Source organism: Novosphingobium sp. TK71, assembly GCF_055361505.1.
Genome location: NZ_CM143962.1, coordinates 1,352,932 through 1,373,227, shown reverse-complemented (window position 1 = coordinate 1,373,227; position 20,296 = coordinate 1,352,932). Strand labels below are relative to the sequence as shown.

Below are 20,296 nucleotides of genomic sequence, written 5' to 3'. Positions count from 1 at the left end.
CCGATCCGTACGAAAATCAGGTTGCCGGTTGCGGGTGATGCGGCACGAGGATCAGCGTGCGCCCCTCGACGCGCCAGCTCGCCAGCCGCGAAAGCAGGTTCATGCCGATGACGTTCTGGTCCTCCAGCCCCGGCGCGACCACCACGTCAAGCTGACGCGCGACGACGCTGCCGAAGCGCAGCTCATCGACCGTGCCGAGCCGGGCCGCGACCGTGCCGTTCGCGGTGCGCATCGCGATGTCCTGCCGCATGGTCTGCGGGCGGACTTCGGCACTATTCGCCACTCTAGGCGAGATCGCGGTGAGCGTGGCGCCGGTATCGACGAGAAAATCGCCCTTCACGCCGTTGATCGTGGCCTTGACCCAGAAGTGACCATCACGCGCCATCGGCACGCGCGTTTCGCCGCCGCTCACGCTCTGGCGCGAAAGGCCGAGCTCGGGCAGTTCGATGCCGGGAAGCGTAAAGTCGGTGCCGCTGGTGAGCCGGGTCGCCTGCGCCACGGTCAGCAGCAGGGCGGCCACGACGCCGAGGTTGCCCACGCCGCGAAGGAATCCGCCAAGCAGCGGCAACGCGCCGCGCAGCAGACCGCCCAGCACCGAGACGAAAATCGCCGCCAGCGCCAGTGCCAGCAAGGGCTGGCCGGCAAGGAAAGTCAGGAGTCCGGGAAAATCCATTACCCGATCATGCCATGAACATGCTGTCGGAACGCTGACGGAATCACGTTCCCCGCCCATTGCGGGGAACGAGGATCAGCCGGTCTCCCTCGACCCGCCAACTGGCCAGCCGGGACAGCAGGTTCATGCCGATGACGTTGGTTTCCACTTCGTCGTCGGGGCCGATGGCGACGGGCAGGTCGCGGGCGGAGATCGACCCGAAATCCAGTGAGCCGGCCGTCGCCATACGCGCGACGATGGTGCCATTGGCCGTATCGAGCATCACGCCCCGGTCACTGGCATCGGGTTCGATCCCTGCGCGCGCGGCGACCGATTTCGAGATGCCGGTATAGGTCGCCCCGGTATCGACCAGGAAATCCACCGGCTCGCCCTGGAGCCGGGCCTGTATCCAGTAATGACCGTCCGCTCGAAGCGGCACGATGGTTTCGCTGCCTTCGATCGAGGGCGGCTGGGGCTCGTCCAGCCAGAGCGCCGCTTCCGAGCGCGTATTGTGCAGGGCCACTTGCACCACCGTCAGCAGGAGCGCGGCGATCAGGCCGAAGTGGGAGAGATTGCGCAAGGCATGGCCGAGCCGGGGACGGCGGGCCGCCAGCATCCCGGCCAGCACGGCCACGAGGATGGCGCCGATCGTCAGCGCCAGCAGCGGCTGCCGGTAAAGCAGCCCGCCGAGTTCATCCAGGTTCAAGAAGCTTGCCCGGCGAGTTCCGCGTCGAGCAGTTCTGAAATCCGCGCTTCGCCGGGGAAGCCTTCCGCCACCCAGCGCTCTTCCACCTGCCGCAGAACGCGAGCGACTTCGGGCCCGGCGCCCACGCCGCGGGCGACGATCTGGCCGCCTTTCAGTGGAAACTGCGGCACGTTCCAGCCCGTCAAGGCGGTGCAATCGGCGCCGGCGATCAACAGCCGGTCAAGCGCGCCGTCCAAGCCGAGGCGATAGGCAAGGGCGCGCGGCTCGCCGGGGGCTCCGTTTCGCGCGGCGGCGACCGCGAGGCGCTTCTTCTGGGCGCCGGAAAGACGGAAGCGCGAGGCGACCTGTTCGGCCAGCGGCACTTGCGCGGGCAGCAGCGCGGCAAGGCGACGGACCGGATCGGGCCCGGCAGCCTGCGCCCGTTCGGCGGCGATGAGCGCGGCGAGGGCCGCGGTGTCGGCCTCTGGCAGGATCACTTCCAGCACGCCCAGTTCCGCCATGCGCTGCACGGTCGGCGCCGGGTCGGGCAGGCCGAGCAGGTTCATCATTTCCATGCCCACACGCTCGCGCGAGAGACCCTTGAGCGTGGGCGCGAGTTCGGAGCAGGCGCTTTCGGCTTCCTCGTCTGCCGGGGTGGTTCCGAACCGGGCCTGGAAGCGGAAGTAGCGCAGGATGCGCAAGTGATCCTCGCGGATGCGCTGACGGGCATCGCCGATGAAGCGCACGCGCCGGGCGGAGAGGTCCTCAAGCCCGCCGAACCAGTCGAACAGCTCTCCGCCCACCGGATCGGCATAGAGCGCGTTCATCGTGAAATCGCGGCGGGCCGCATCCTCGCGCCAGTCGGTGGCGAAAGCCACGGTAGCGCGGCGGCCGTCGGTCGAGACGTCGTGGCGCAAGGTGGTGATCTCCACCGGGCCGCCGGGGAGGACGGCGGTGACGGTGCCATGATCGATGCCGGTGGGGACATGGCGGATGCCCGCTTCCTGCAGGCGGCGCATCGTTTCCTCGGGCGGAAGGACGGTGGCCATGTCGATGTCCTTCACCGGCTGGCCGAGCAGGGTGTCGCGCACGGCGCCACCCACGTAGCGGGCATTTTCATGGCCCAGCGCGGCAACGAGCGCGGCGAGGTCTTCGCGGGCCATCCAGTCGGCGGTCAGTGTCTCAGTCATTCCAGTTCAGCCTGCGGGCAAGATTGTGAAGGATGGCGCCGGTGACGCCCCAGATGCGGTGGTCGTGCCAGGTGATCTCGACGAAGGCGTGGCGGCCGCCTTCCCAGTCGATCCACCGGGTCTTCTGGTTTGCCGGATCGAGCACGAATTCGACAGGTGCCTCGAACCATTGCGCGACTTCGGCCGGGTTGGGCCGGATTTCGAGATCGGGCGGAACCACGCCGATCACCGGCGTGATCTCGTATCCGCTGCCGGTGCGGTAGAGATCGCTGGTGCCGATCACCTGCACATCGCGCGGATGGATGCCGAGTTCTTCCTCCGCTTCGCGCAGGGCCGCCTCGACAGCGGTTTCGCCCGGATCGAGCCGGCCGCCGGGGAAGGCGATCTGCCCCGGATGCGCGCGCATGGTGGAAGGGCGGTGAAGCAGCAGCATGCCCGGGCGCGGGCGCTCCGTCAGCGCGATCAGCACGGCGGCGGGCTTGAACGTCTCGATCTGGTGAATGCGCGGATCGATCCAGAGTTCGTCAGGCATGGTATCGTGCCCGGCTTCGAACCGTCGCGAAACATCGGCGAAGAGCGCGCTCATGAGGGAACCAGCCCGAAAGTCTCGCCCTGGCTGGAAACCGCAAGCTCGCCCCCGGCCAGCGCGATCTCCACGAGCTGCCCGTAAGTGCTGCGGTTCAGGCGGGCTTCGGCGCCGTTGCGCACGCCAAGATAGATCGCGGGAGTTTCCGGGTCGCCCTCGACGCGGATGGGATGTTCGCGCCCGGCAATCACGAGATCATCGGTGTTGAGGCGGAACACGAGCGAACCTTCGTCCTGCCGCACGTCCACGGCGATGAAGGCGGCATCCTCCACCTCGATCGACAGCTTCTCGACCGGAGTGACCAGCCAGTGCCGGCCATCGGCTTCGCGCAGGATCAGCGACGCGAAGGCGCGGACCATGGCATGGCGCCGGATTTCGCCGCCCTGGTGGAACCAGCGGCCATCGGCGCGGATCGTCATCTCGCTGTCGCCGGTGATCCGGGGGGACCAGTCGGCCACGGGAGGAAGCTTGCGGGCGGCCAGCAGGTCGGCCACCTGGGCAAGCGAAAGCGCGTTCAGTTCTGGCGGCGGTTCATAGGGCATCGGTCTGCGATGCCAGATAGGGCCTGATACGCCAAGGTCCAGAGCGCCGGGATCGTATCCCGGCGCCGGAGCGAATTATCGCAGCCAGGGCCCCAGCATGCCTTCGCGCGGCAGAACCGCGGGATTGTCGCAGCGGACCAGCAGGCGATGCCGCTCGAACGGGCCGGGCATGTTCCAGCCCTGTGTCCATTCGTTGGTATAGCCCCAGAAGCGGCCGTAGTACTCGGGATCGCCGACCATGACCTGCGGCAGCGGCGCGCGCGAGTCGATACCGGCCATCGCCGCCGACATCAGCGCCTGGCCGAAGCCCTGTCCCTGATGCCCGGGCATGACGGCGACCGGGCCGACCATGATCATCGGATGGGCGCGGCCCTCCGGATCGTTGAGCGCGACCGGCCAGCACTGGATCGTGCCGACGAGCATTTCATTGGCGTCGAGCGCCGCGAAGCTCAGGCCCGGCAGCCATTCCACGCCTTCGCGAACCTTGTAGGCGGTGCGCTGGTGTCGCTCTGGCTCGAACGCGCTATCGAGGAGTGCCTCGACGAGAACGGGGTCGACATTGTCGAGCGGAATAAGGGTGGCAGTCTGGGACATGGCGCGGGCCGATAGGGTCGGCACGCGCTTTTGTCGATTCAATTCGGAATCCGGCGAAAGTCCGGTCAGGACTTCGGGGTCAGCTTCAGCAGGTGCCCGGAAGCATCGGCGGGGCCGTCCTCGAGCAGCCAGATCGTGCCGTCCAGGCCTTGTTCGATCTCGCGGATGCGGTTGTCGAGCGGGTAGCGCGCTTCCTCGGTGACTTTTTCCCCGTCGATCCGCACGCGCACCAGTCCCGGTACGGTGAAGGAGGCGATCAGGACCTGGTCCTTCCACTCGGGGAACAGGGCGCCGGTGTAGAAGATGAAGTCGCCCGGCGCGATAACGGGGTTCCAGCTTATCGCGGGCGCGGCAAGATCAGGGCGGGTGGCATGGCGCGGGATCGGCTTGCCGTCATAGTGATCGCCGTCCGACACCAGCGGCCAGCCGTAGTTCTGTCCCGGCTTCACGAGATTGAGTTCGTCGCCGCCCGCCGGGCCGTGCTCCAGATCCCAGAGCCGCCCCTCGCCGTCGAAGGCCAGGCCCAGCACGTTGCGGTGGCCGTAGGACCAGATCTGGTCGGTCGGCGCGCCCTTGCCCGCATAAGGATTGCCGGGTGCGGGAGTGCCATCGGGCAGGAGGCGGACGATCTTTCCGAGATTGGTGTCGAGATCCTGTGAGGGCGTAAATTTCTGCCGTTCGCCGGAACTGACGAACAGGTACTTGCCATCCGGCGAGAAGGCGATGCGGTGCGAATAGTGGCCCTGTCCCTTCACCTTGGGCACCTGCCGCCAGATCACCGAGAGGCCTTCGATCGCGCAACTCGCCGGCTGGGGGCAGGAGAGGGTGCCCCGGCCGACCACGGCGCCCCGCGTGTCTCCGGCGCCGGCTTCGGCCCAGCTCAGGTAGATCACCCGGCCGTTCAGGGTAGGGCCGCTCTGCCCCGGGGCGAAGGCTACGTCGCCAAGGCCGCCCTGGCCGCCGTAAGCGACTTTCGGCGCGCCCGAGACGGTGCCCGGCGTGCCATCCGCCAGGCGCAGCCTGATCGTGCCCTTCTTCTCGGTCACGATCATCGCGCCCGTTGCCCTGTCGATGGCCATGGCCCAAGGCTCGTCGAAACCGGCGACCTGTTCGACCTTGAACGGGGGTTCTGCGGATGTTTCCGCCGAAGCCTTCTCCCCGGTGGCCGCCGCGCCGCAGCTTGCCAGCACGAGCGCGACGGGCGATACCGCCGCAACGAAGGGTCTGGAGATCACCCGCTTGGTCATGTCGTTTGAATCCCTGTCTGGTAGTGGTCGTTCCGGTGCCGGCCGTCTTGTCATCGGTGTGGACGAGGCGGGGCGGGGGCCGCTGGCCGGTCCGGTTGTGGCGGGCGCGGTGGTGCTGTGCAAGCCCCGGCCTTCCGGACTGGACGATTCCAAGAAGCTCACCGGCAAGCGCCGCGCGGTGCTGGAAACGACGATCAAGCGCCGCTGCCGTTGGGCCGTGGGCGTCGTGGAGGTCGATGAGATCGACCGTCTCAACATCTTCGGGGCCACCATGCTGGCGATGACCCGCGCCGTTTCCGCGCTTTGCGCCGGGCTGGACGAGGAGCCGCACGAGGTGCTGATCGACGGCAATCTGACACCGGCGGGCCGCACTGCAGACTGGCGCTGGCAGGCCCGCGCCATCGTGGGCGGGGACGCGATCGAGCCGTGCATCTCGGCGGCGTCTATCATCGCCAAGGAGCACCGCGACCGGCTGATGCGCGAACTGGCGCTGGCGCACCCCCACTATGGCTGGGAGCGCAACGCCGGTTACGGTACGGCACAGCACCTGGAGGCATTGCGCCGCCACGGGCCTACCCCGCATCACCGCCGCAGCTTTGCGCCGGTCGCGCAGTTGGAGATGGCTTTATGATGGGATCGATGACGTGACGGGCTTCACCGCTGCCGACGTTCCGGGGCAGGCCGGCAAATGCTTCCTCGTCACCGGCGCCAACACCGGCCTCGGCTTCGAGACCACCCGGGTTCTGGCGGCGCGCGGCGCCCGGGTGCTGCTCGCCTGCCGCAGCGAGGAGAGGGCGCGGGACGCGATGGAACGCATCCGCATGGAACTGCCCGGCGCCAATCTCGCCTTCGTGCCGCTGGACCAGGCCGACCTGTTCAGCGTGCGCGAGTGTGCCGAGCAAGTCGCACGCGACGAGCCGCGCCTCGATGTGCTGGTGAACAATGCCGGCGTCATGGTGCCGCCGCTCGAACGCACGGTGCAGGGGCACGAACTGCAGTTCGGGGTGAACCACCTTGCTCCTTTCGCGCTGACCGGGCTGCTGCTTCCCAAATTGTCGGAAGCGCCCGGCGCGCGCGTGGTGATTACCGCCAGCCTCGCGCACATGCGGGGGCGGATCGACTGGGACGACCTCGACGCACACCGCAGCTACAAGGCGCGGCAGCGTTATGGCGACAGCAAGCTGGCGAACCTTCTCCATCTCCTGGAACTGGACCGCAGGTTACGCGTCGCCGGTTCTCCGGTGCGCGCAATGGCCTGCCATCCCGGCATCGCCGAGACCGAACTGGGGCGCCATTCGCTGGGCTTCCGGCTGCTGTTCCCGGTGGCGGGCATCGTGCTCAACACGGCGGAGGAAGGCGCCTGGCCAACGCTCCAGGCGGCGACGGACCCGGATGCCGGGGCGGGTCAATACTTCGGGCCCCGGCGGTTTGGAGGAATGTCCGGTCCTTCGGGCGTAGCGAAGCGCAATGCCTCCGCACGCGACGGCGCCGCTGCGCGACGGCTCTGGGAAGTCAGCGTGCAGATGACGGGCATCGATTGCGGCCTTGCCGGTTTTTGAGACGCCGGTCTTTAAATGGCGGGTGCGGGGTAAATTGAACCTGTCCGCGGCAGTGCCTGCCGAACAAGATTCAGTCGTTCGCAGGCCGCCTCCGGCGCGTTCCTCCGCATCTGCGCGCCGACGCCCGAAAACCTGCGCCGGGACAAATTTTTCGCGGTGAGTCCGGGGAGTCACAACCCCCACATCTAGAGTCTGGCGGATCGATCATGACTCGACATCTTGTGTCGGATTCGTTTTGTTCTGTTTGCTGAACACCTGAATCACAAGGGAATCCCACGAGTCGCGGGTTGACGGCGAGTCTCGAAAGACTCACTAGGGCGTCAATCCACAGTTCAAATTCCCGGAGCAAACATGGGCCAGATACTCGTCAAGCAGAAGATCCGCGCAGCCGCGCCGGCGCCTACGCCGAAGGAACTTCTGCCGCTTGGCCAGATCATCCCGGGCGACTGCATCGAAGCGATGCGCACGATCCCCGACGCCAGCGTTGACATGGTCTTCGCGGACCCGCCGTACAATCTCCAGCTCGGCGGCGACCTTTCGCGCCCCGACGGCAGCCACGTCGATGCCGTCACCAACGACTGGGACAAGTTTTCCAGCTTCGCCGTCTACGACCAGTTCACGCGTGACTGGCTGACCGAGGCGCGCCGCGTGCTCAAGCCCGACGGTTCGCTGTGGGTGATCGGTTCGTACCATAACGTCTTCCGCCTCGGCGCGATCATGCAGGACATGGGGTTCTGGATCCTCAACGACATCATCTGGCGCAAGGCCAACCCGATGCCGAACTTCAAGGGGACCCGCTTCACCAATGCGCATGAAACGCTGATCTGGGCGTCGATGGGCGAAAAGTCGAAGTATACCTTCAACTACCGCGCGATGAAGACCCTCAACGACGAACTGCAGATGCGTTCGGACTGGGTCCTGCCGATCTGCAACGGCGCCGAGCGCCTGAAGAAGGGCGGACGCAAGGTTCACCCGACGCAGAAGCCCGAAGCGCTGCTCTACCGCGTGATGCTGGCCACCACCAACGAGGGCGATGTCGTGCTTGACCCGTTCTTCGGCACCGGCACCACCGGCGCCGTCGCCAAGCGCCTCGGCCGCGAGTGGATCGGCTGCGAGCGTGAGAGCGATTACCGCGAGGCCGCTCTCGAACGCATCGAGATGGCGCTGCCGCTCGACGAACGCTCGCTCAAGACCATGCAGTCCAAGCGCAGCGCGCCTAAGGTTGCCTTCGGCACCCTGATCGAGACCGGCTGGATCAAGCCCGGCACCCGGCTCACCGACAAGAAGGGCCGCTTCGAAGCCATCGTTCGTGCCGACGGATCGCTGGCCTGTGACAAGCTGAACGGTTCGATCCACGGCCTCGGCAAGGAACTCCAGGGCGCGCCCTCGTGCAATGGCTGGACCTTCTGGCATCTGGAACATGAAGGCCAGGTCAAGCCGATCGACGCGATCCGCCAGCTCTACATTCTCGCCACCGAGCCTTGAGGCCATAAGGCTGCTTAGGCGGCAAGGCAGGGTATCCGGAGAGGCCTGCGCCGTTGCGGCCCTCCGGCGCGCTCCTCCATATGGGCGCTTGTTTTGGATAAACGATTAGCGAGAGGTGATGGGGGCTTCCTCAAAACCTGTTCTGCGCCGCCCGCGCCCAGGCTAAGAGGCGACCATGACCCGCACCGTTTACATCCGCCCGATCGCCTTTGCCGACAGCCCCCAGAGCGAGGAGGGAGAGGCCATCCGCCTTGGCGGTTCGATGGCCTGGGCGAGCCGGTTCGCCCTGATCGTGCGCGAGAACAGCAGGGTTCGCTCACGCACGCGCTTCGGGGCTGAGCAGGCTGTCGCGGCGCTGGCGGGGCTTCCCGCCGAACTCGGCGCCAGCGCCGAGCTCCAGTGGGCCAACTTGCGCAAGGTCCATGCGCCGCTTCAACTTCCGCTCAAGGGCGGCGGAGTGCGCACGATCCGGCTCGAACAGCCGCAGATCGCCGGTATCCTCAACATGACGCCTGACAGCTTCTCGGATGGAGGAGCCTTCCTCGACGATGCGCAAGTGGCATCCGCCCATGCCGCCGCTATGCTGGAAATGGGGGCGGCAATGGTGGACATCGGCGGCGAATCCACCCGCCCCGGTTCCGGTGCGGTTTGGGAAGGCGATGAGATCAGGCGCGTGGTGCCGATGGTCGAGCGGCTCGCCGCGATGGGAGCGGCGATCAGCGTCGATACGCGCAGACCCGCCGTCATGGAGGCTTCGCTGAAGGCCGGCGCGCATATCATCAACGACGTGTCCGCCCTGCGCTACGATCCGCGCAGCCTGGAACTGGCGGCGGCCTCGGGCGTGCCGGTGGTGCTGATGCACGCGCCCGGCGACGGCGAGGACCTGCATTCCAACGGCGACTACGCCGATGTCGTGCTCGACGTGTTCGACTGGCTGGCCGCCTGCCGTGACCGGGCCGTGGCCGCGGGCGTCGCCCCCGAGAACATCCTGCTCGATCCGGGCGTGGGTTTCGGCAAGACGCTGGCCGAAAACCTTGCGCTGATGAACGGGCTCGCGCTGTTCCACGCGCTGGGCCAGCCGCTGTTCGTCGGTGCCAGCCGCAAGCGCATGATCGGCGCGCTTTCGAACGAGGCGCCCGCGCACCAGCGGCTCGGCGGTTCCGTCACGCTGGCGCTGAAGGCGATGGAGGCGGGCTCGCATGTCATCCGCGTCCACGACGTGGCGGAGACGGTTCAGGCCGCGCGGGTCTGGCGGGGGCTGCGCGATGCGGCCCTGACCGACTTCGCGCAGCTTCCCTGAAAGCGCGGTCAGACCGCCAGATATCCTCCGTCCACCGGATAGTAGGTGCCTGTCACGAAGGAGGCGCGGTCGGACAGGAGGAACGCCGTCACCGCCGCGATTTCCTCGGGCCGAGCCAGCCGTCCCAGCGCGTGCTTGCCCGCCAGTTCGGCGATGGCCTGCTCGGTCATGTTCTTTTCGAGCGCGGGCGTGGAGACGAAGCCCGGCCCGACCGCGTTGATCCGCACTCCGGCGTCGGCATAGTCGAGCGCGGCAACCTTGGTCATGCCGAGCAGGGCGTGCTTGGCGGTCACGTAAGCGGTCGATCCGGCCCAGCCCACCGCGCCAAGGATGGAGGCCATGTTCACGATCGCGCCGCCGCGCGCCGTCATCGCCGGGATCTGGTACTTCATGGCATAGAATACGCTGTTGAGATCGACGTCGATCACGCGCGACCAGGAATCCAGCGGAATGTCGGCAAGCTTGGCAGCGGGCGCGCCGATACCCGCATTGTTCACGGCAAAATCAAGCCGGTCGAAGCTGCCCAGGGTAAAGGCGACGAGCGCTTCGTTGGCGGCAGGGTCCGCCACGTCCAGCCTGAATACGGCGGTGCTTTGCGCGCCCAGTTCGTCGGAAAGGGCGCGGGCGGCGTCCTCGTCGAAATCGGCGATCACCACGCGGCCGCCCTGAGCGACGAGTTCGCGCGCCACTGCTGCGCCGATGCCCGAAGCGGCGCCTGTCACGATACCGGCCTTGTCCTTGAAATCCTGCATTGCGATCATCTCCTTGATGACCGTTCAACGCAGCCGCCCCGGCGCCGGTTCGCGTGATCGGCGATGACTTTTCCGCATTTCCGGTAGCGCGGAACGCGCCTTATCCGCTTCAAATCCCGCGACAAACATGGACGGGCGATGAACCTGCGATTGCTGCCCGATGAACACGGCCAGGCGCTGTGTCGACCAGCGCACGCATGGCGGGGGACTTCACCGAAATGTCCCATCTACGGCCCGTTTCGTCCCGGACGCGGGACTATAATTGCGTCGGCGTTCGTTTCCCTTTCAAACGCGGGCAATAGTGCCTGCGTCCAAGCGAAAGGGAGAAGTCCCATGAACCAGACCAAGAACCTTCGTAATCGCCTCGTGGCGCTCGTTGCGGTTCCGGCCGTCGCCATTCCTGTAGCCGCTTTCGCCGTTCAGCCGATCATGTACGAGGAATCCGTCGCCCGCCAGGAAGAGGCCCTGATCTTCCAGAATCCCATCGGCGGCGTCCAGAACAGCAAGTGGTACGATTATCGCATCAACGTGAACGAGAGCCAGAAGGAGCTCGCCAGCGATTTGCGCCACTCCACCGACATCGAGGATCGCCGCGATGCCTGGGAGGAATACGCGACCGAACTGCACAGCGAACGCGGGAAGTACGTGAAGTACATGAGCAAGCGCGGCTACCGCGTGCCGCACGTCTATTTCGAGAATCTGTGATCCGTGCTTGAGCCACGGGCTTTGGCCGCAAGGTCGGAGCGTTCACCGATCAATACCGTGCCGGCAGCCGTCAGCGGTTTGCCGGCACGGCCGCGTTCAGGCGGCGTTGTCGATGCCGAGTTCGCCGAGCTTGCGATAGAGGGTGGACCTGCCGATCCCCAGCCGCCGCGCCACTTCGGTCATCCGTCCGCGATAGAGGCCGATGGCGAGCCGGATGACGTCGGCCTCGATCTCGTCAAGCGGGCGCAGGTTGCCGTCGGCCGTGTAGAGCATCACCCCGGAGCTTTCGTGCATGGGGCTACTGGGGCTTGTGGATAAACCTGTGCCCAGAATGTTCGTAAGCTGTGGGAAGTCCTGCGAGGTCAGCGCATCTCCGTCGCAGAAGACGGCGGCACGAAACAGGACTGCCTGAAGCTGGCGGACATTGCCCGGCCAGTCGTAAGCAGCCAGCAGCGAGAGCGCGCCATCGGTGATGCCCAGCGCACGCAGCCCCGGCTGTTCACCGATCCGCGCGAGGAAGAACCGGGCGAGGGCGGCAATGTCGCCGGTGCGTTCGCGCAGCGGCGGCAGGCTCACCTTGGTGGGAGACAGCGCCTCAAGCAGTTCCGGCAGGAAATGGCCTTCGGTCACCAGGTCCTGAAGCGGCAGGTTGCTGGCCGCGATCAGGCGCACGTCGATGCGGAAGGAGTGGCGCGCGCCGATCGGGCGCACGTCGCTCTTGCGGATCGATTCCAGCAGCCGTTCCTGCACGCTGAGCGGCAGCCGATCTATCTCGTCCAGCGCAAGCGTGGCGCCGTCGCAATGCTGGAGCGCGCCCACCTGCCGGTCGAACGCGCCGGGAAAGGCGCCCTTTTCGTGGCCGAACAGGGCGGATTCGATGGAATTGGCCGGAAGTCCGCCGATATTGACTATCCGCAGCGGCGCCTTCGAGCGGGGGCTGGCGGCGTGCATCGCCCGGATCAGCATTTCCTTGCCGGAGCCAGTCTCGCCCTCGATCAGCACGGGGCCGTGCCCGCGCGCGGCCTTGGCGGCTACGGCGAGCGCCTTGCGGAAGTTGGGAGCGGCACCGATCATCGACTCGAAGTCGGGATTGGAGGGCATCTTCTCGGTCAGCGGGGCGAGTTCGTCGCTCGGCGCCTCGCGCGTGGTCGCGGTTCGCAGCGCATGCATCAGCCGGTCCGGTGCAACGGGCTTCACCAGATAGTCGGTCGCGCCCGCGCGCATCGCTTCGACCGCCAGCAGCGGAGAGGTGGAAGCGGTGAGCATCAGGATCGGCAGGGCCGGGCGGCGGGACTTGAGTTCGGCGATCAGGGCGCAGGCATCGTCACCGGGCACCCACTGGTCGAGGATGATGGCCGAAAGCTGCATGCCCTGGCGCGTGCCGAGCGTGGCGATCGCAGTTTCCGAATCGCGTGCGATGACCGTGCGCCAGCCCTCGCGCGCCGCCAGTGCCGAAATCAGGCGGCTTTGCGCGGGTTCGTCGTCGATCAGCATGAAGAGGCGCTGTTCTTGTTCCGCCATTTTCCGCCCGCCGTGTCGCCTCCTAGGTATCTCAGTCCCGAATTAGGGCAAACCAGTAAAGACGAAATTAAGGCTCAATTCGGTTCGTCGCAGAGAAACCGTGAAGGCATTTCTGGTTCGCCCTGCCGTTAACCGAAGCATTTGCCGCCGTTCCGGGCCGATTTGGCGGGGTTCGGGCTTGAGCCCGGCCGATGCGACGTCTAAACATAATGGATCAAACGGCAATAATCACAGGGGATACCAGTTCATGGCTTCAGGCAACGACATGAAGGCCGCCACCGCGACCTACAACGGCTTCGTCAAGGCCGCTACCTGGAGCACGGGCATCGTCATCCTTATCGTGGCATTCGTCGTCAGCCTGATTTCCGCCTGAGCGTGGCGGCAGGCACGCGGATCGCCGTTCTTCGGGAACGGGCGTCCGGCGAAACGCGCGTTTCGGCAACGCCCGAAACGGTACGGAAGCTCACCGCGCTGGGCGCCCAAGTGGCGGTCGAGGCCGGGGCCGGCCTCGCCGCCAGCATTGCCGATGCAGACTATGTCGCCGCAGGGGCCGAACTCGGCCCGGCGGAGCAGGCTGCGGCCGGTGCGGACATCGTCTTCGGCGTTCAGGGGCCCGATCCCGCGCTGCTGGCGGGCGTGAAGCCGGGGGCATGGGTGGTCGGCGCGCTTGATCCATCGGGGCAGCGCCCCCGGATCGATGCCTATGCCGCCGCCGGGCTGGAAGCGCTGGCGATGGAGTTCATGCCGCGCATCACGCGCGCGCAGTCGATGGATATCCTGTCCTCGCAGTCCAACCTCGCCGGCTACAAGGCCGTGCTGGTCGCCGCGAACCTCTATGGCCGGGCCTTCCCGATGATGATGACGGCGGCCGGCACGGTCAGCGCCGCCAAGGCCTTCATCATGGGGGTGGGCGTTGCCGGGCTTCAGGCCATCGCCACCGCCCGCCGCCTTGGCGCGCAGGTTTCCGCAACCGACGTTCGCTCGGCCACGCGGGAGCAGATCCTCTCGCTGGGCGCCAAGCCGATCTTCGTGGAAAACGTGCGCGGTATCGAGGGGGAGGGGTCGGGCGGCTACGCAACGGAAATGACCGAGGAATACCAGCTTGCGCAGGCGGAACTGGTCTCCGGGCACCTTGCGAAGCAGGATATCGTCATCACCACCGCGCTGATTCCCGGCAGGACGGCGCCGCGCCTGATCTCCGACGCGCAGATCGCCACCATGAAACCCGGCAGCGTGATCTTCGACCTCGCGGCGCCGCAGGGCGGCAATGTCGAAGGCTGCGTGGCCGATCAGGTGGTGGAGCGGCACGGCGTCAGGATCGTGGGTTACGCCAATACCCCCGCGCAACTGCCGGCAGATGCTTCCGCCCTCTTCGCGCGGAATCTGCTCAACTTCGTTTCGGCCTTCTGGGACAAGGAACTGGGCAAGCCGGTTCTCGACGAGGAAATCGGCAATGCCATCCGCCTGACGCAAGGCGGGAAAGTGGTTCACGAACGGCTGCTCGGCTGAAAAGGCGCGGAACGAGGCGCCTCGCAGGGCGCCGAAAAGGTTAGGGTGCTCATGGACTTCATCTCGATCCTGTCGATCTTCGTGCTGGCCTGCTTCGTGGGCTATTACGTCGTCTGGTCCGTGACACCGGCCCTGCACACGCCGCTGATGGCCGTTACCAACGCCATTTCCTCGGTTATCGTCGTGGGCGCATTGGTGGCCAGCGCGGCGCAGGGCTCGCCGCTGGCGAAATGGCTGGGGCTGGGGGCGGTGGTGCTGGCAAGCATCAATATCTTCGGAGGCTTCGCGGTCACCGCGCGGATGCTGGCGATGTACCGGAAAAAGGACAAGCCGGCGGCGGGCAGGCCGATATCGAAGGAGGCGAAGTGATGGAGCCTCATGCCGTGAATCCGTGGGTGGCGGTGGCTTACCTCATCGCCGGCATCTGCTTTATCCTGGCGCTGCGCGGACTGTCTTCCCCGGCCACGAGCCGCAGGGGCAACCGCTATGGCATGATCGGCATGGCGATCGCCGTGGTGACGACGCTGGCAACGCATGTCCCGCGGATCGACCTTGCAACCGGGCCCGGCCTTCCCCGTTACGACACTTCCTATATCGATCTGGCGTCCATGGGTGAAATCCTTGTCGCCATCGCCATCGGCGCGGTGATCGGGCTCACCACCGCCCGCAAGATCCAGATGACGGCGATGCCGCAGCTCGTCGCTGCATTCCACTCGCTGGTCGGGCTTGCCGCCGTGCTCGTAGGGATCGCCGCCTATTACAACCCGGCGGCGTTCGGCATTCTCGCACCCGGCGGGCTCGATATCCTGGCAGCCAGCCGGATCGAGATGGGGCTCGGCGTCGCCATCGGCGCGGTGACGTTCTCCGGTTCGGTGATCGCCTTCGCCAAGCTCAACGGCAACATGGGTGGCGCGCCGATCCTGCTGCCCGGCCGCCACGTCATCAATCTTGCGGCGCTGGTGGGTATCGCCGTTCTCGTCGCCCTGTTCCACCGGGACACGCCGGCGCTGTTCTGGGCGATCGTCCTGCTCAGCTTCGCCATCGGCTTCCTGCTGATCATCCCGATCGGCGGTGCGGACATGCCGGTCGTCGTATCGATGCTCAACTCCTACTCGGGCTGGGCGGCGGCGGCGATGGGTTTCACGCTCCACAACACCGCGATGATCGTGACCGGCGCGCTCGTGGGTTCTTCAGGCGCGATCCTCAGCTACATCATGTGCAAGGCGATGAACCGCAGCTTCATCTCGGTGATCGCCGGAGGCTTCGGCGCGGAGGCAGGCACGGGCGGCAGCGTAGCGGCAACGGATCGCCCCTGGAAGCGCGGTTCCGCCGAGGATGCTGCCTTCCTGATGAAGGAGGCGGAGAACGTCATCATCATTCCCGGCTACGGCATGGCGGTGGCGCAGGCCCAGCACGTCGTTCGCGAGATGGCGGACCAGCTCAAGTCCCACGGCGTTGGCGTGAAATACGCGATCCACCCGGTGGCTGGCCGGATGCCGGGGCACATGAACGTGCTGCTGGCCGAGGCGAACGTGCCTTATGACGAAGTGTTCGAGCTGGAGGACATCAACGGCGAATTCGCCCAGTGCGACGTGGCCTTCATCATCGGTGCCAACGACGTGGTGAACCCCGCCGCGAAGACCGACAAGGCATCGCCGATCTACGGGATGCCGGTGTTCGACGTGGAGAAGGCCAAGACGATCTTCTTCATCAAGCGCTCGATGGGCGGGCAGGGCTATGCCGGGGTCGACAACGAGGTGTTCTACATGGACCAGACCATGATGCTCCTCGCCGATGCGAAGAAGATGGTAGAGGATATCGTGAAAGCGCTGGCGGACTGATCGAGGGGCTCTATACGGCCCGCCATGCTGCGCATCCTCAAGCGAATCCTGCTGCTCGTCGGTCTCGTCGTCGTACTCGTGGGCGGTGTGCATCTCTACGCCGGCTGGCGCTTGCATGGCGCTCTGGTGGAAGCAGGCCTGTCGGACCGGGTGGCAAGCTGCATGACCCGGCGTATGGTCAAGCGGCTCAGCCTGCCGCAGCTCGTCCGGCTTCAGAACCTTCAGGGTGACAAGCCCACCATTGGCGCCTGGATCCGCGCGGTGAAGCTGGTCGATGACCGCAAGGTCATCCTCGTGACCACTTCGTCGGCGGCCTTGTGCAAGACCGGGCTTGCTCGGTAAGGGGGACGGGCGAGCAAGCCTGCTCCGGGAAAGATTTCAGCTTGACCCTTGCACCTTACGCTTCCGATCCGGCCCGTTCGCGTGGCCGAGAGTTTCCCATGGACACGGGCCTGCCGCGCGGTCAGCGCAGCCCCTACCAGCGCGACCGGGACCGGATCGTGCATTCGATTGCGTTCCGCCGCCTGCGCTACAAGACCCAGGTCTTCATCGCGCCAGACGGCGATCACTACCGGGTGCGCCTGACGCATAGCCTCGAAGTGGCGCAAGTCGCCCGCGTGATCGCCCGTATCCTCGGTCTCGACGAGGACCTGACCGAAGCGCTCGCGCTGGCCCACGATATCGGCCATCCCCCCTTCGGCCATGCCGGTGAGGAAGCGCTCGACGCGGCGCTCCACAAGGCGGGCGGGTTCGACCACAACGCCAATTGCCTGCGCACGCTGATGCGGATCGAAAGCCCCTATTGCGAGCATGACGGGCTGAACCTGACCTGGGAAACGCTCGAAGGCCTTGCCAAGCACAACGGGCCGGTCACCGAACCGAACTGGGCGCTGGCCGAGCTGGATGGCGCCTACGGCCTCGAACTGGGCACTTACGCATCGCTCGAAGCGCAAGTCGCGGCCCTGTCGGACGATATCGCCTATGACAACCACGATATCGACGACGGGCTGCGCGCAGGCTTCCTCGATCTCGACGAACTGTTGGCCCACCCCTTTATCGTGCCGCGCTGGAACGAGGTGGAGCGCCGCTATCCGGGCGTGCCGCGCGATCGCCAACTCGCCGAGCTGATCCGCAGCCAGATCGGCTTCATGGTCAACGATCTGCTGGCCGAAACGCAGCAGCGGCTAGTCGGCATCGAGAGCGTGGACGAGGTGCGCGCCGCGGGCCGCCAACTCGTCGCGTTTTCGAGCGAGGTCGAGGAGGGGGAGCGCGAGTTCAAGCGCTTCATGTACGAGAAGCTCTACTATCATCCCGAGCAGCTTGAAACCGCCCGTCGCGCCCGTGCGCTGCTGGCGGAGCTCTATTCTGCCTACTCGCAGGAGCCGGTGCTGATGGAGGAGAGCTGGATCGACGGCCTGCCGCGCCACGAACCTGCCCGCAGCCGCCACATCGCCGATTATATCGCGGGCATGACTGACCGCTATGCCATCTCGTGCCATGCCCAGATCTACGGCAGCACCCCGGAAGGGCTGCGCAATGTCTGATGCGATTTCGGCGGCGCGGCGGATCTGCCTCGTCGGCGCCAGCGGACTGGTGGGCTCGGCGGTCATCGAGGAGAGCGTCCGGCGGCCTGAGGTGCGTATCATCGGTGTCGCCCGGCGTGAGGTGCCGCTACCGGATGGCGCGCGGCTGGAAATCCTCGTGGGAGAAACCGCCAACTGGCCGGTGCTGATCGCCGCAGCCCATGCGGACGTGTTCGTCTGCGCACTGGGCACCACGCGCAAGGCGGCCGGTAGCGACGAAGCCTTTCGCGCGGTAGACCACGATCTCGTGCTGGAAGCCGCCGCCGCCGCCCGCGGGGCCGGTATCCACCGCATGATCCTAGTTTCCTCGGTGGGCGCGGATGCCGAAAGTTCCAACCTCTATCTGCGTACCAAGGGCGAGGTCGAGGCCGCGCTCGGCAAGCTCGGTTTCGCGCGGCTGGATATCCTCCAACCGGGCCTGCTGCGCGGTCGGCGCGAAGAGGATCGGCCGCTGGAGAAAGCCGGGCAGGTGGTTGCGCCGATCGCGGACCTGCTGGTGTTTCATGCAAGACTGCGCCGGTTCCGCTCGATCGCGGCAGTGCGGCTGGCGCAAGTCATCCTCGCGCTCAGCGGTGAGCAGGCGCCCGGAACGTTCGTCCACGAGCACGATTCCATGGCCGATATCCTGAGTCGGCAGCAGTCCTGAGCCGGTTATTCCGACTACTGGTGGAAATTGTGATGCAGTGCAGCGCGATTGCGTTGACTTGCGCGCGGCGCTCAACCAAGTGACCAAATATCGCTGACAGCGCGGGAGAGACCTGCCGATTCGCATTTGCGAAGAAGCAGGCGCCGAAGGAGCAACCGCCCCGGAATCTCTCAGGCAAAAGGACCGCGCAGCGTCGATAGCGAGACTCTGGAAAGTGTCGCTGCCCTCATCGGGCAGAGGCCGCCGACGGTGTAACTTCGGGTTTGTCCTCAGGGGCGGGTCGAGGGAAGCTCTCAGGTTTCCGTGACAGAGGGGGCACCTGAAATGGTGTACCGAACTGTGCGGAGTCATGTCTTGAGCGAATATCCGATTTCCGATTCCGATCAGGAAGAAGCACCCCCGGCGCCGCTGCTGCTGCCGCTTGACGGCTGGCACCGTGAGCGTGGCGGCCGCATGGTCGAATTCGCCGGTTACATCATGCCCGTTCAGTACGAGGGCATCATGGCCGAGCATCTCTGGACCCGCGAGAGCGCCGGGCTGTTCGACGTCAGCCACATGGGCCAGCTCTACATCTCCGGCGAAGGCGTGGAAGCGGCGCTCGAAACGGCGCTTCCCATCGATCTGTCGACCCTGAAGACCGGTTCGGTGCGCTATTCGCTGCTGCTCGACGAGAACGGCGGCATCCTCGATGACCTCATGGTCACGCGCTGGGAAACCGGGTTCTACCTCGTCGTGAACGGCGCGACCAAGTGGGACGATATCGGCACGCTGCGCGAACTGCTACCGGACGACGTCACTCTCAATCACCTTGATGACAGCGCCCTGCTGGCGCTCCAGGGCCCCAAGGCCGCGGAAGCGCTTGAGCGTCTGGTGCCCGGGGTTTCCGCATTGACCTTCATGAAGGGCGGCGCGTTCAAGCTGGGCGGCGTCGATGCCTGGATCAGCCGCTCGGGCTACACCGGCGAAGACGGGTTCGAGATCGCGATCCCCGGCGAATCCGCCGCGATGATCGCCGAGCTGCTGTGCGGAGAGCCGGAAGTGAAGCCGATCGGCCTTGGTGCGCGCGATTCGCTGCGCCTCGAAGCCGGCCTGCCGCTCTATGGCCATGACATGGACCCGGAACGCGGCCCGGTCGAAGCCGGCCTCGCTTTCGGCATCAACAAGCGCCGCCGCCTCGAAGGCGGCTTCCCCGGTGCCGAGCGCGTCCAGCGCGACTTTGCGCAAGGCACCGCGCAGAAGCGCATCGGCCTCAAGCTCGAAGGCCGGCAGGCGGCGCGTGAAGGCGCCAAGGTTTTCCATGGAGAACAGGAGGTTGGAGTGGTAACTTCGGGCGGTTTCTCGCCTTCGCTCCAGCATCCCGTCGCCATGGCCTATGTCGATGCGGCAGTGGCCGCTGACGGCACGGCCCTTTCGATCGAAATCCGGGGCAAGAAGCTCGACGCAACGGTCGCAGCCATGCCCTTCGTCCCCAATCGCTATCACCGCTGAGGAAACTACCCATGACCCGTTATTTCTCGCAGGAACACGAGTGGCTTGAAGTCGAGGGCGACCTCGGCACTGTCGGCATCACCGATTACGCACAGGGCCAGCTTGGCGACATCACCTTCGTGGAGCTGCCCGAAGCTGGCGCTGCGTTCGGCAAGGGCGATTCCGTTGCCGTGGTGGATTCGGTAAAGGCCGCCTCGGACGTCTACACCCCGGTTTCGGGCACGATTGCCGAAGCTAACGCCGCGCTGACCGATGAGCCGGAACTGGTCAACACCGACGCCGAAGTGGGCGGCTGGCTGTTCCGCATCACCCTCTCGGACGCTTCGGAACTCGACGCGCTCATGGATGAGGCCGCGTATCAGAAGTACGTCGAAAGCCTCTGATCCAAATATAGAAATACGGAGTATCGCC

At 66.1% G+C, this 20,296-nt stretch carries 23 protein-coding genes and 2 riboswitches; of the genes, 14 read left to right on the top strand and 9 right to left on the bottom strand.

The annotated features are described in order from the left end of the window. Positions 1-16 precede the first annotated feature (16 nt). The 7 genes from ACXJ16_RS06295 to ACXJ16_RS06265 all read right to left on the bottom strand — a co-directional run bounded on the left by ACXJ16_RS06295 (position 17) and on the right by ACXJ16_RS06265 (position 5,496). Positions 17-673, bottom strand: coding sequence for a retropepsin-like aspartic protease family protein (locus ACXJ16_RS06295; protein WP_324694794.1), 657 nt, complete (start codon positions 671-673; stop codon positions 17-19). A gap of 43 nt (positions 674-716) precedes the next feature. Further along, positions 717-1,358: a retropepsin-like aspartic protease family protein gene (locus ACXJ16_RS06290; RefSeq protein WP_463921615.1), complete on the bottom strand. Its 642-nt coding sequence runs from the start codon at positions 1,356-1,358 to the stop codon at positions 717-719. Continuing rightward, positions 1,355-2,527 (bottom strand): CCA tRNA nucleotidyltransferase, encoded by a 1,173-nt coding sequence (locus ACXJ16_RS06285; RefSeq protein WP_463921614.1) that lies wholly within the window; start codon positions 2,525-2,527, stop codon positions 1,355-1,357. The genes ACXJ16_RS06290 and ACXJ16_RS06285 overlap by 4 nt, the downstream gene beginning before the upstream one ends. Continuing rightward, positions 2,520-3,113 carry a CoA pyrophosphatase gene (locus ACXJ16_RS06280; RefSeq protein ID WP_054441571.1) on the bottom strand — a complete coding sequence of 198 codons (594 nt, stop codon included), beginning with the start codon at positions 3,111-3,113 and terminating at the stop codon, positions 2,520-2,522. Before ACXJ16_RS06280 ends, ACXJ16_RS06285 begins: the two co-directional genes overlap by 8 nt. Continuing rightward, complete coding sequence (locus ACXJ16_RS06275) at positions 3,110-3,655, bottom strand: DUF1285 domain-containing protein (protein ID WP_463921612.1); 546 nt, start codon at positions 3,653-3,655, stop codon at positions 3,110-3,112. The genes ACXJ16_RS06280 and ACXJ16_RS06275 overlap by 4 nt, the downstream gene beginning before the upstream one ends. Positions 3,656-3,730: 75 nt before the next feature. Then, positions 3,731-4,249 carry a GNAT family N-acetyltransferase gene (locus ACXJ16_RS06270; protein WP_463921611.1) on the bottom strand — a complete coding sequence of 173 codons (519 nt, stop codon included), beginning with the start codon at positions 4,247-4,249 and terminating at the stop codon, positions 3,731-3,733. A gap of 65 nt (positions 4,250-4,314) precedes the next feature. Beyond that, positions 4,315-5,496, bottom strand: coding sequence for a PQQ-dependent sugar dehydrogenase (locus tag ACXJ16_RS06265; RefSeq protein ID WP_463921610.1), 1,182 nt, complete (start codon positions 5,494-5,496; stop codon positions 4,315-4,317). On the opposite strand from ACXJ16_RS06265, the gene rnhB reads away from it, so the two are divergent. From rnhB to folP, 4 genes are all read left to right on the top strand, one after another. After that, complete coding sequence (gene rnhB / locus ACXJ16_RS06260) at positions 5,495-6,127, top strand: ribonuclease HII (protein WP_054441577.1); 633 nt, start codon at positions 5,495-5,497, stop codon at positions 6,125-6,127. The two genes, ACXJ16_RS06265 and rnhB, sit on opposite strands and share 2 nt — an antisense overlap. A 13-nt stretch (positions 6,128-6,140) precedes the next feature. Then, positions 6,141-7,055 carry an oxidoreductase gene (locus ACXJ16_RS06255; RefSeq protein WP_463921609.1) on the top strand — a complete coding sequence of 305 codons (915 nt, stop codon included), beginning with the start codon at positions 6,141-6,143 and terminating at the stop codon, positions 7,053-7,055. A gap of 351 nt (positions 7,056-7,406) precedes the next feature. Beyond that, positions 7,407-8,540 (top strand): site-specific DNA-methyltransferase, encoded by a 1,134-nt coding sequence (locus tag ACXJ16_RS06250; protein ID WP_132468752.1) that lies wholly within the window; start codon positions 7,407-7,409, stop codon positions 8,538-8,540. A 175-nt stretch (positions 8,541-8,715) separates the two neighbouring features. Continuing rightward, the gene (gene folP, locus ACXJ16_RS06245) at positions 8,716-9,840 is read left to right on the top strand and encodes a dihydropteroate synthase (protein WP_324694805.1); all 1,125 of its coding nucleotides are present in this window, start codon (positions 8,716-8,718) and stop codon (positions 9,838-9,840) included. Positions 9,841-9,848: 8 nt separating this feature from the next. On the opposite strand, the gene ACXJ16_RS06240 is transcribed toward folP, so the two are convergent. Beyond that, a complete protein-coding gene (locus ACXJ16_RS06240) occupies positions 9,849-10,592 on the bottom strand; it encodes an SDR family NAD(P)-dependent oxidoreductase (RefSeq protein WP_324694807.1) in 744 nt (247 codons plus the stop codon). A 333-nt stretch (positions 10,593-10,925) separates the two neighbouring features. Between ACXJ16_RS06240 and ACXJ16_RS06235 the strand changes: the two genes are divergently transcribed. After that, complete coding sequence (locus ACXJ16_RS06235; RefSeq protein ID WP_185997527.1) at positions 10,926-11,297, top strand: hypothetical protein; 372 nt, start codon at positions 10,926-10,928, stop codon at positions 11,295-11,297. A 96-nt stretch (positions 11,298-11,393) separates the two neighbouring features. On the opposite strand, the gene ACXJ16_RS06230 is transcribed toward ACXJ16_RS06235, so the two are convergent. Next, positions 11,394-12,818 carry a sigma-54-dependent transcriptional regulator gene (locus ACXJ16_RS06230; RefSeq protein ID WP_132468753.1) on the bottom strand — a complete coding sequence of 475 codons (1,425 nt, stop codon included), beginning with the start codon at positions 12,816-12,818 and terminating at the stop codon, positions 11,394-11,396. A 247-nt stretch (positions 12,819-13,065) separates the two neighbouring features. On the opposite strand from ACXJ16_RS06230, the gene ACXJ16_RS06225 reads away from it, so the two are divergent. The 9 genes from ACXJ16_RS06225 (at position 13,066) to gcvH (ending at position 20,268) form a co-directional block, all read left to right on the top strand. Further along, positions 13,066-13,191 carry an aa3-type cytochrome c oxidase subunit IV gene (locus ACXJ16_RS06225; RefSeq protein ID WP_082370561.1) on the top strand — a complete coding sequence of 42 codons (126 nt, stop codon included), beginning with the start codon at positions 13,066-13,068 and terminating at the stop codon, positions 13,189-13,191. Between the two features lie 2 nt (positions 13,192-13,193). Then, on the top strand, positions 13,194-14,327 hold the full coding sequence (locus tag ACXJ16_RS06220) for an NAD(P) transhydrogenase subunit alpha (protein ID WP_132468754.1): 1,134 nt from the start codon (positions 13,194-13,196) through the stop codon (positions 14,325-14,327). A 51-nt stretch (positions 14,328-14,378) separates the two neighbouring features. Then, entirely contained in the window at positions 14,379-14,696 is a 318-nt protein-coding gene (locus tag ACXJ16_RS06215; protein WP_054441587.1) for an NAD(P) transhydrogenase subunit alpha part 2, read from the top strand. Beyond that, on the top strand, positions 14,696-16,168 hold the full coding sequence (locus ACXJ16_RS06210) for an NAD(P)(+) transhydrogenase (Re/Si-specific) subunit beta (RefSeq protein ID WP_324694815.1): 1,473 nt from the start codon (positions 14,696-14,698) through the stop codon (positions 16,166-16,168). The genes ACXJ16_RS06215 and ACXJ16_RS06210 overlap by 1 nt, the downstream gene beginning before the upstream one ends. 24 nt (positions 16,169-16,192) lie before the next feature. Further along, positions 16,193-16,510 (top strand): hypothetical protein, encoded by a 318-nt coding sequence (locus tag ACXJ16_RS06205; RefSeq protein ID WP_324694818.1) that lies wholly within the window; start codon positions 16,193-16,195, stop codon positions 16,508-16,510. Between the two features lie 41 nt (positions 16,511-16,551). Next, a complete protein-coding gene (locus ACXJ16_RS06200) occupies positions 16,552-17,712 on the top strand; it encodes a deoxyguanosinetriphosphate triphosphohydrolase (protein ID WP_324694820.1) in 1,161 nt (386 codons plus the stop codon). Then, positions 17,705-18,397 carry an NAD(P)H-binding protein gene (locus ACXJ16_RS06195; protein WP_324694822.1) on the top strand — a complete coding sequence of 231 codons (693 nt, stop codon included), beginning with the start codon at positions 17,705-17,707 and terminating at the stop codon, positions 18,395-18,397. The genes ACXJ16_RS06200 and ACXJ16_RS06195 overlap by 8 nt, the downstream gene beginning before the upstream one ends. A gap of 92 nt (positions 18,398-18,489) precedes the next feature. Next, positions 18,490-18,593, top strand: a riboswitch (glycine riboswitch). A gap of 1 nt (position 18,594) precedes the next feature. Next, a riboswitch (glycine riboswitch) is annotated at positions 18,595-18,717 on the top strand. A 34-nt stretch (positions 18,718-18,751) separates the two neighbouring features. Continuing rightward, positions 18,752-19,885, top strand: coding sequence for a glycine cleavage system aminomethyltransferase GcvT (gene gcvT / locus ACXJ16_RS06190; protein WP_292636667.1), 1,134 nt, complete (start codon positions 18,752-18,754; stop codon positions 19,883-19,885). Positions 19,886-19,896: 11 nt separating this feature from the next. Beyond that, the gene (gcvH, locus tag ACXJ16_RS06185) at positions 19,897-20,268 is read left to right on the top strand and encodes a glycine cleavage system protein GcvH (protein WP_054441594.1); all 372 of its coding nucleotides are present in this window, start codon (positions 19,897-19,899) and stop codon (positions 20,266-20,268) included. Positions 20,269-20,296: the final 28 nt, after the last annotated feature.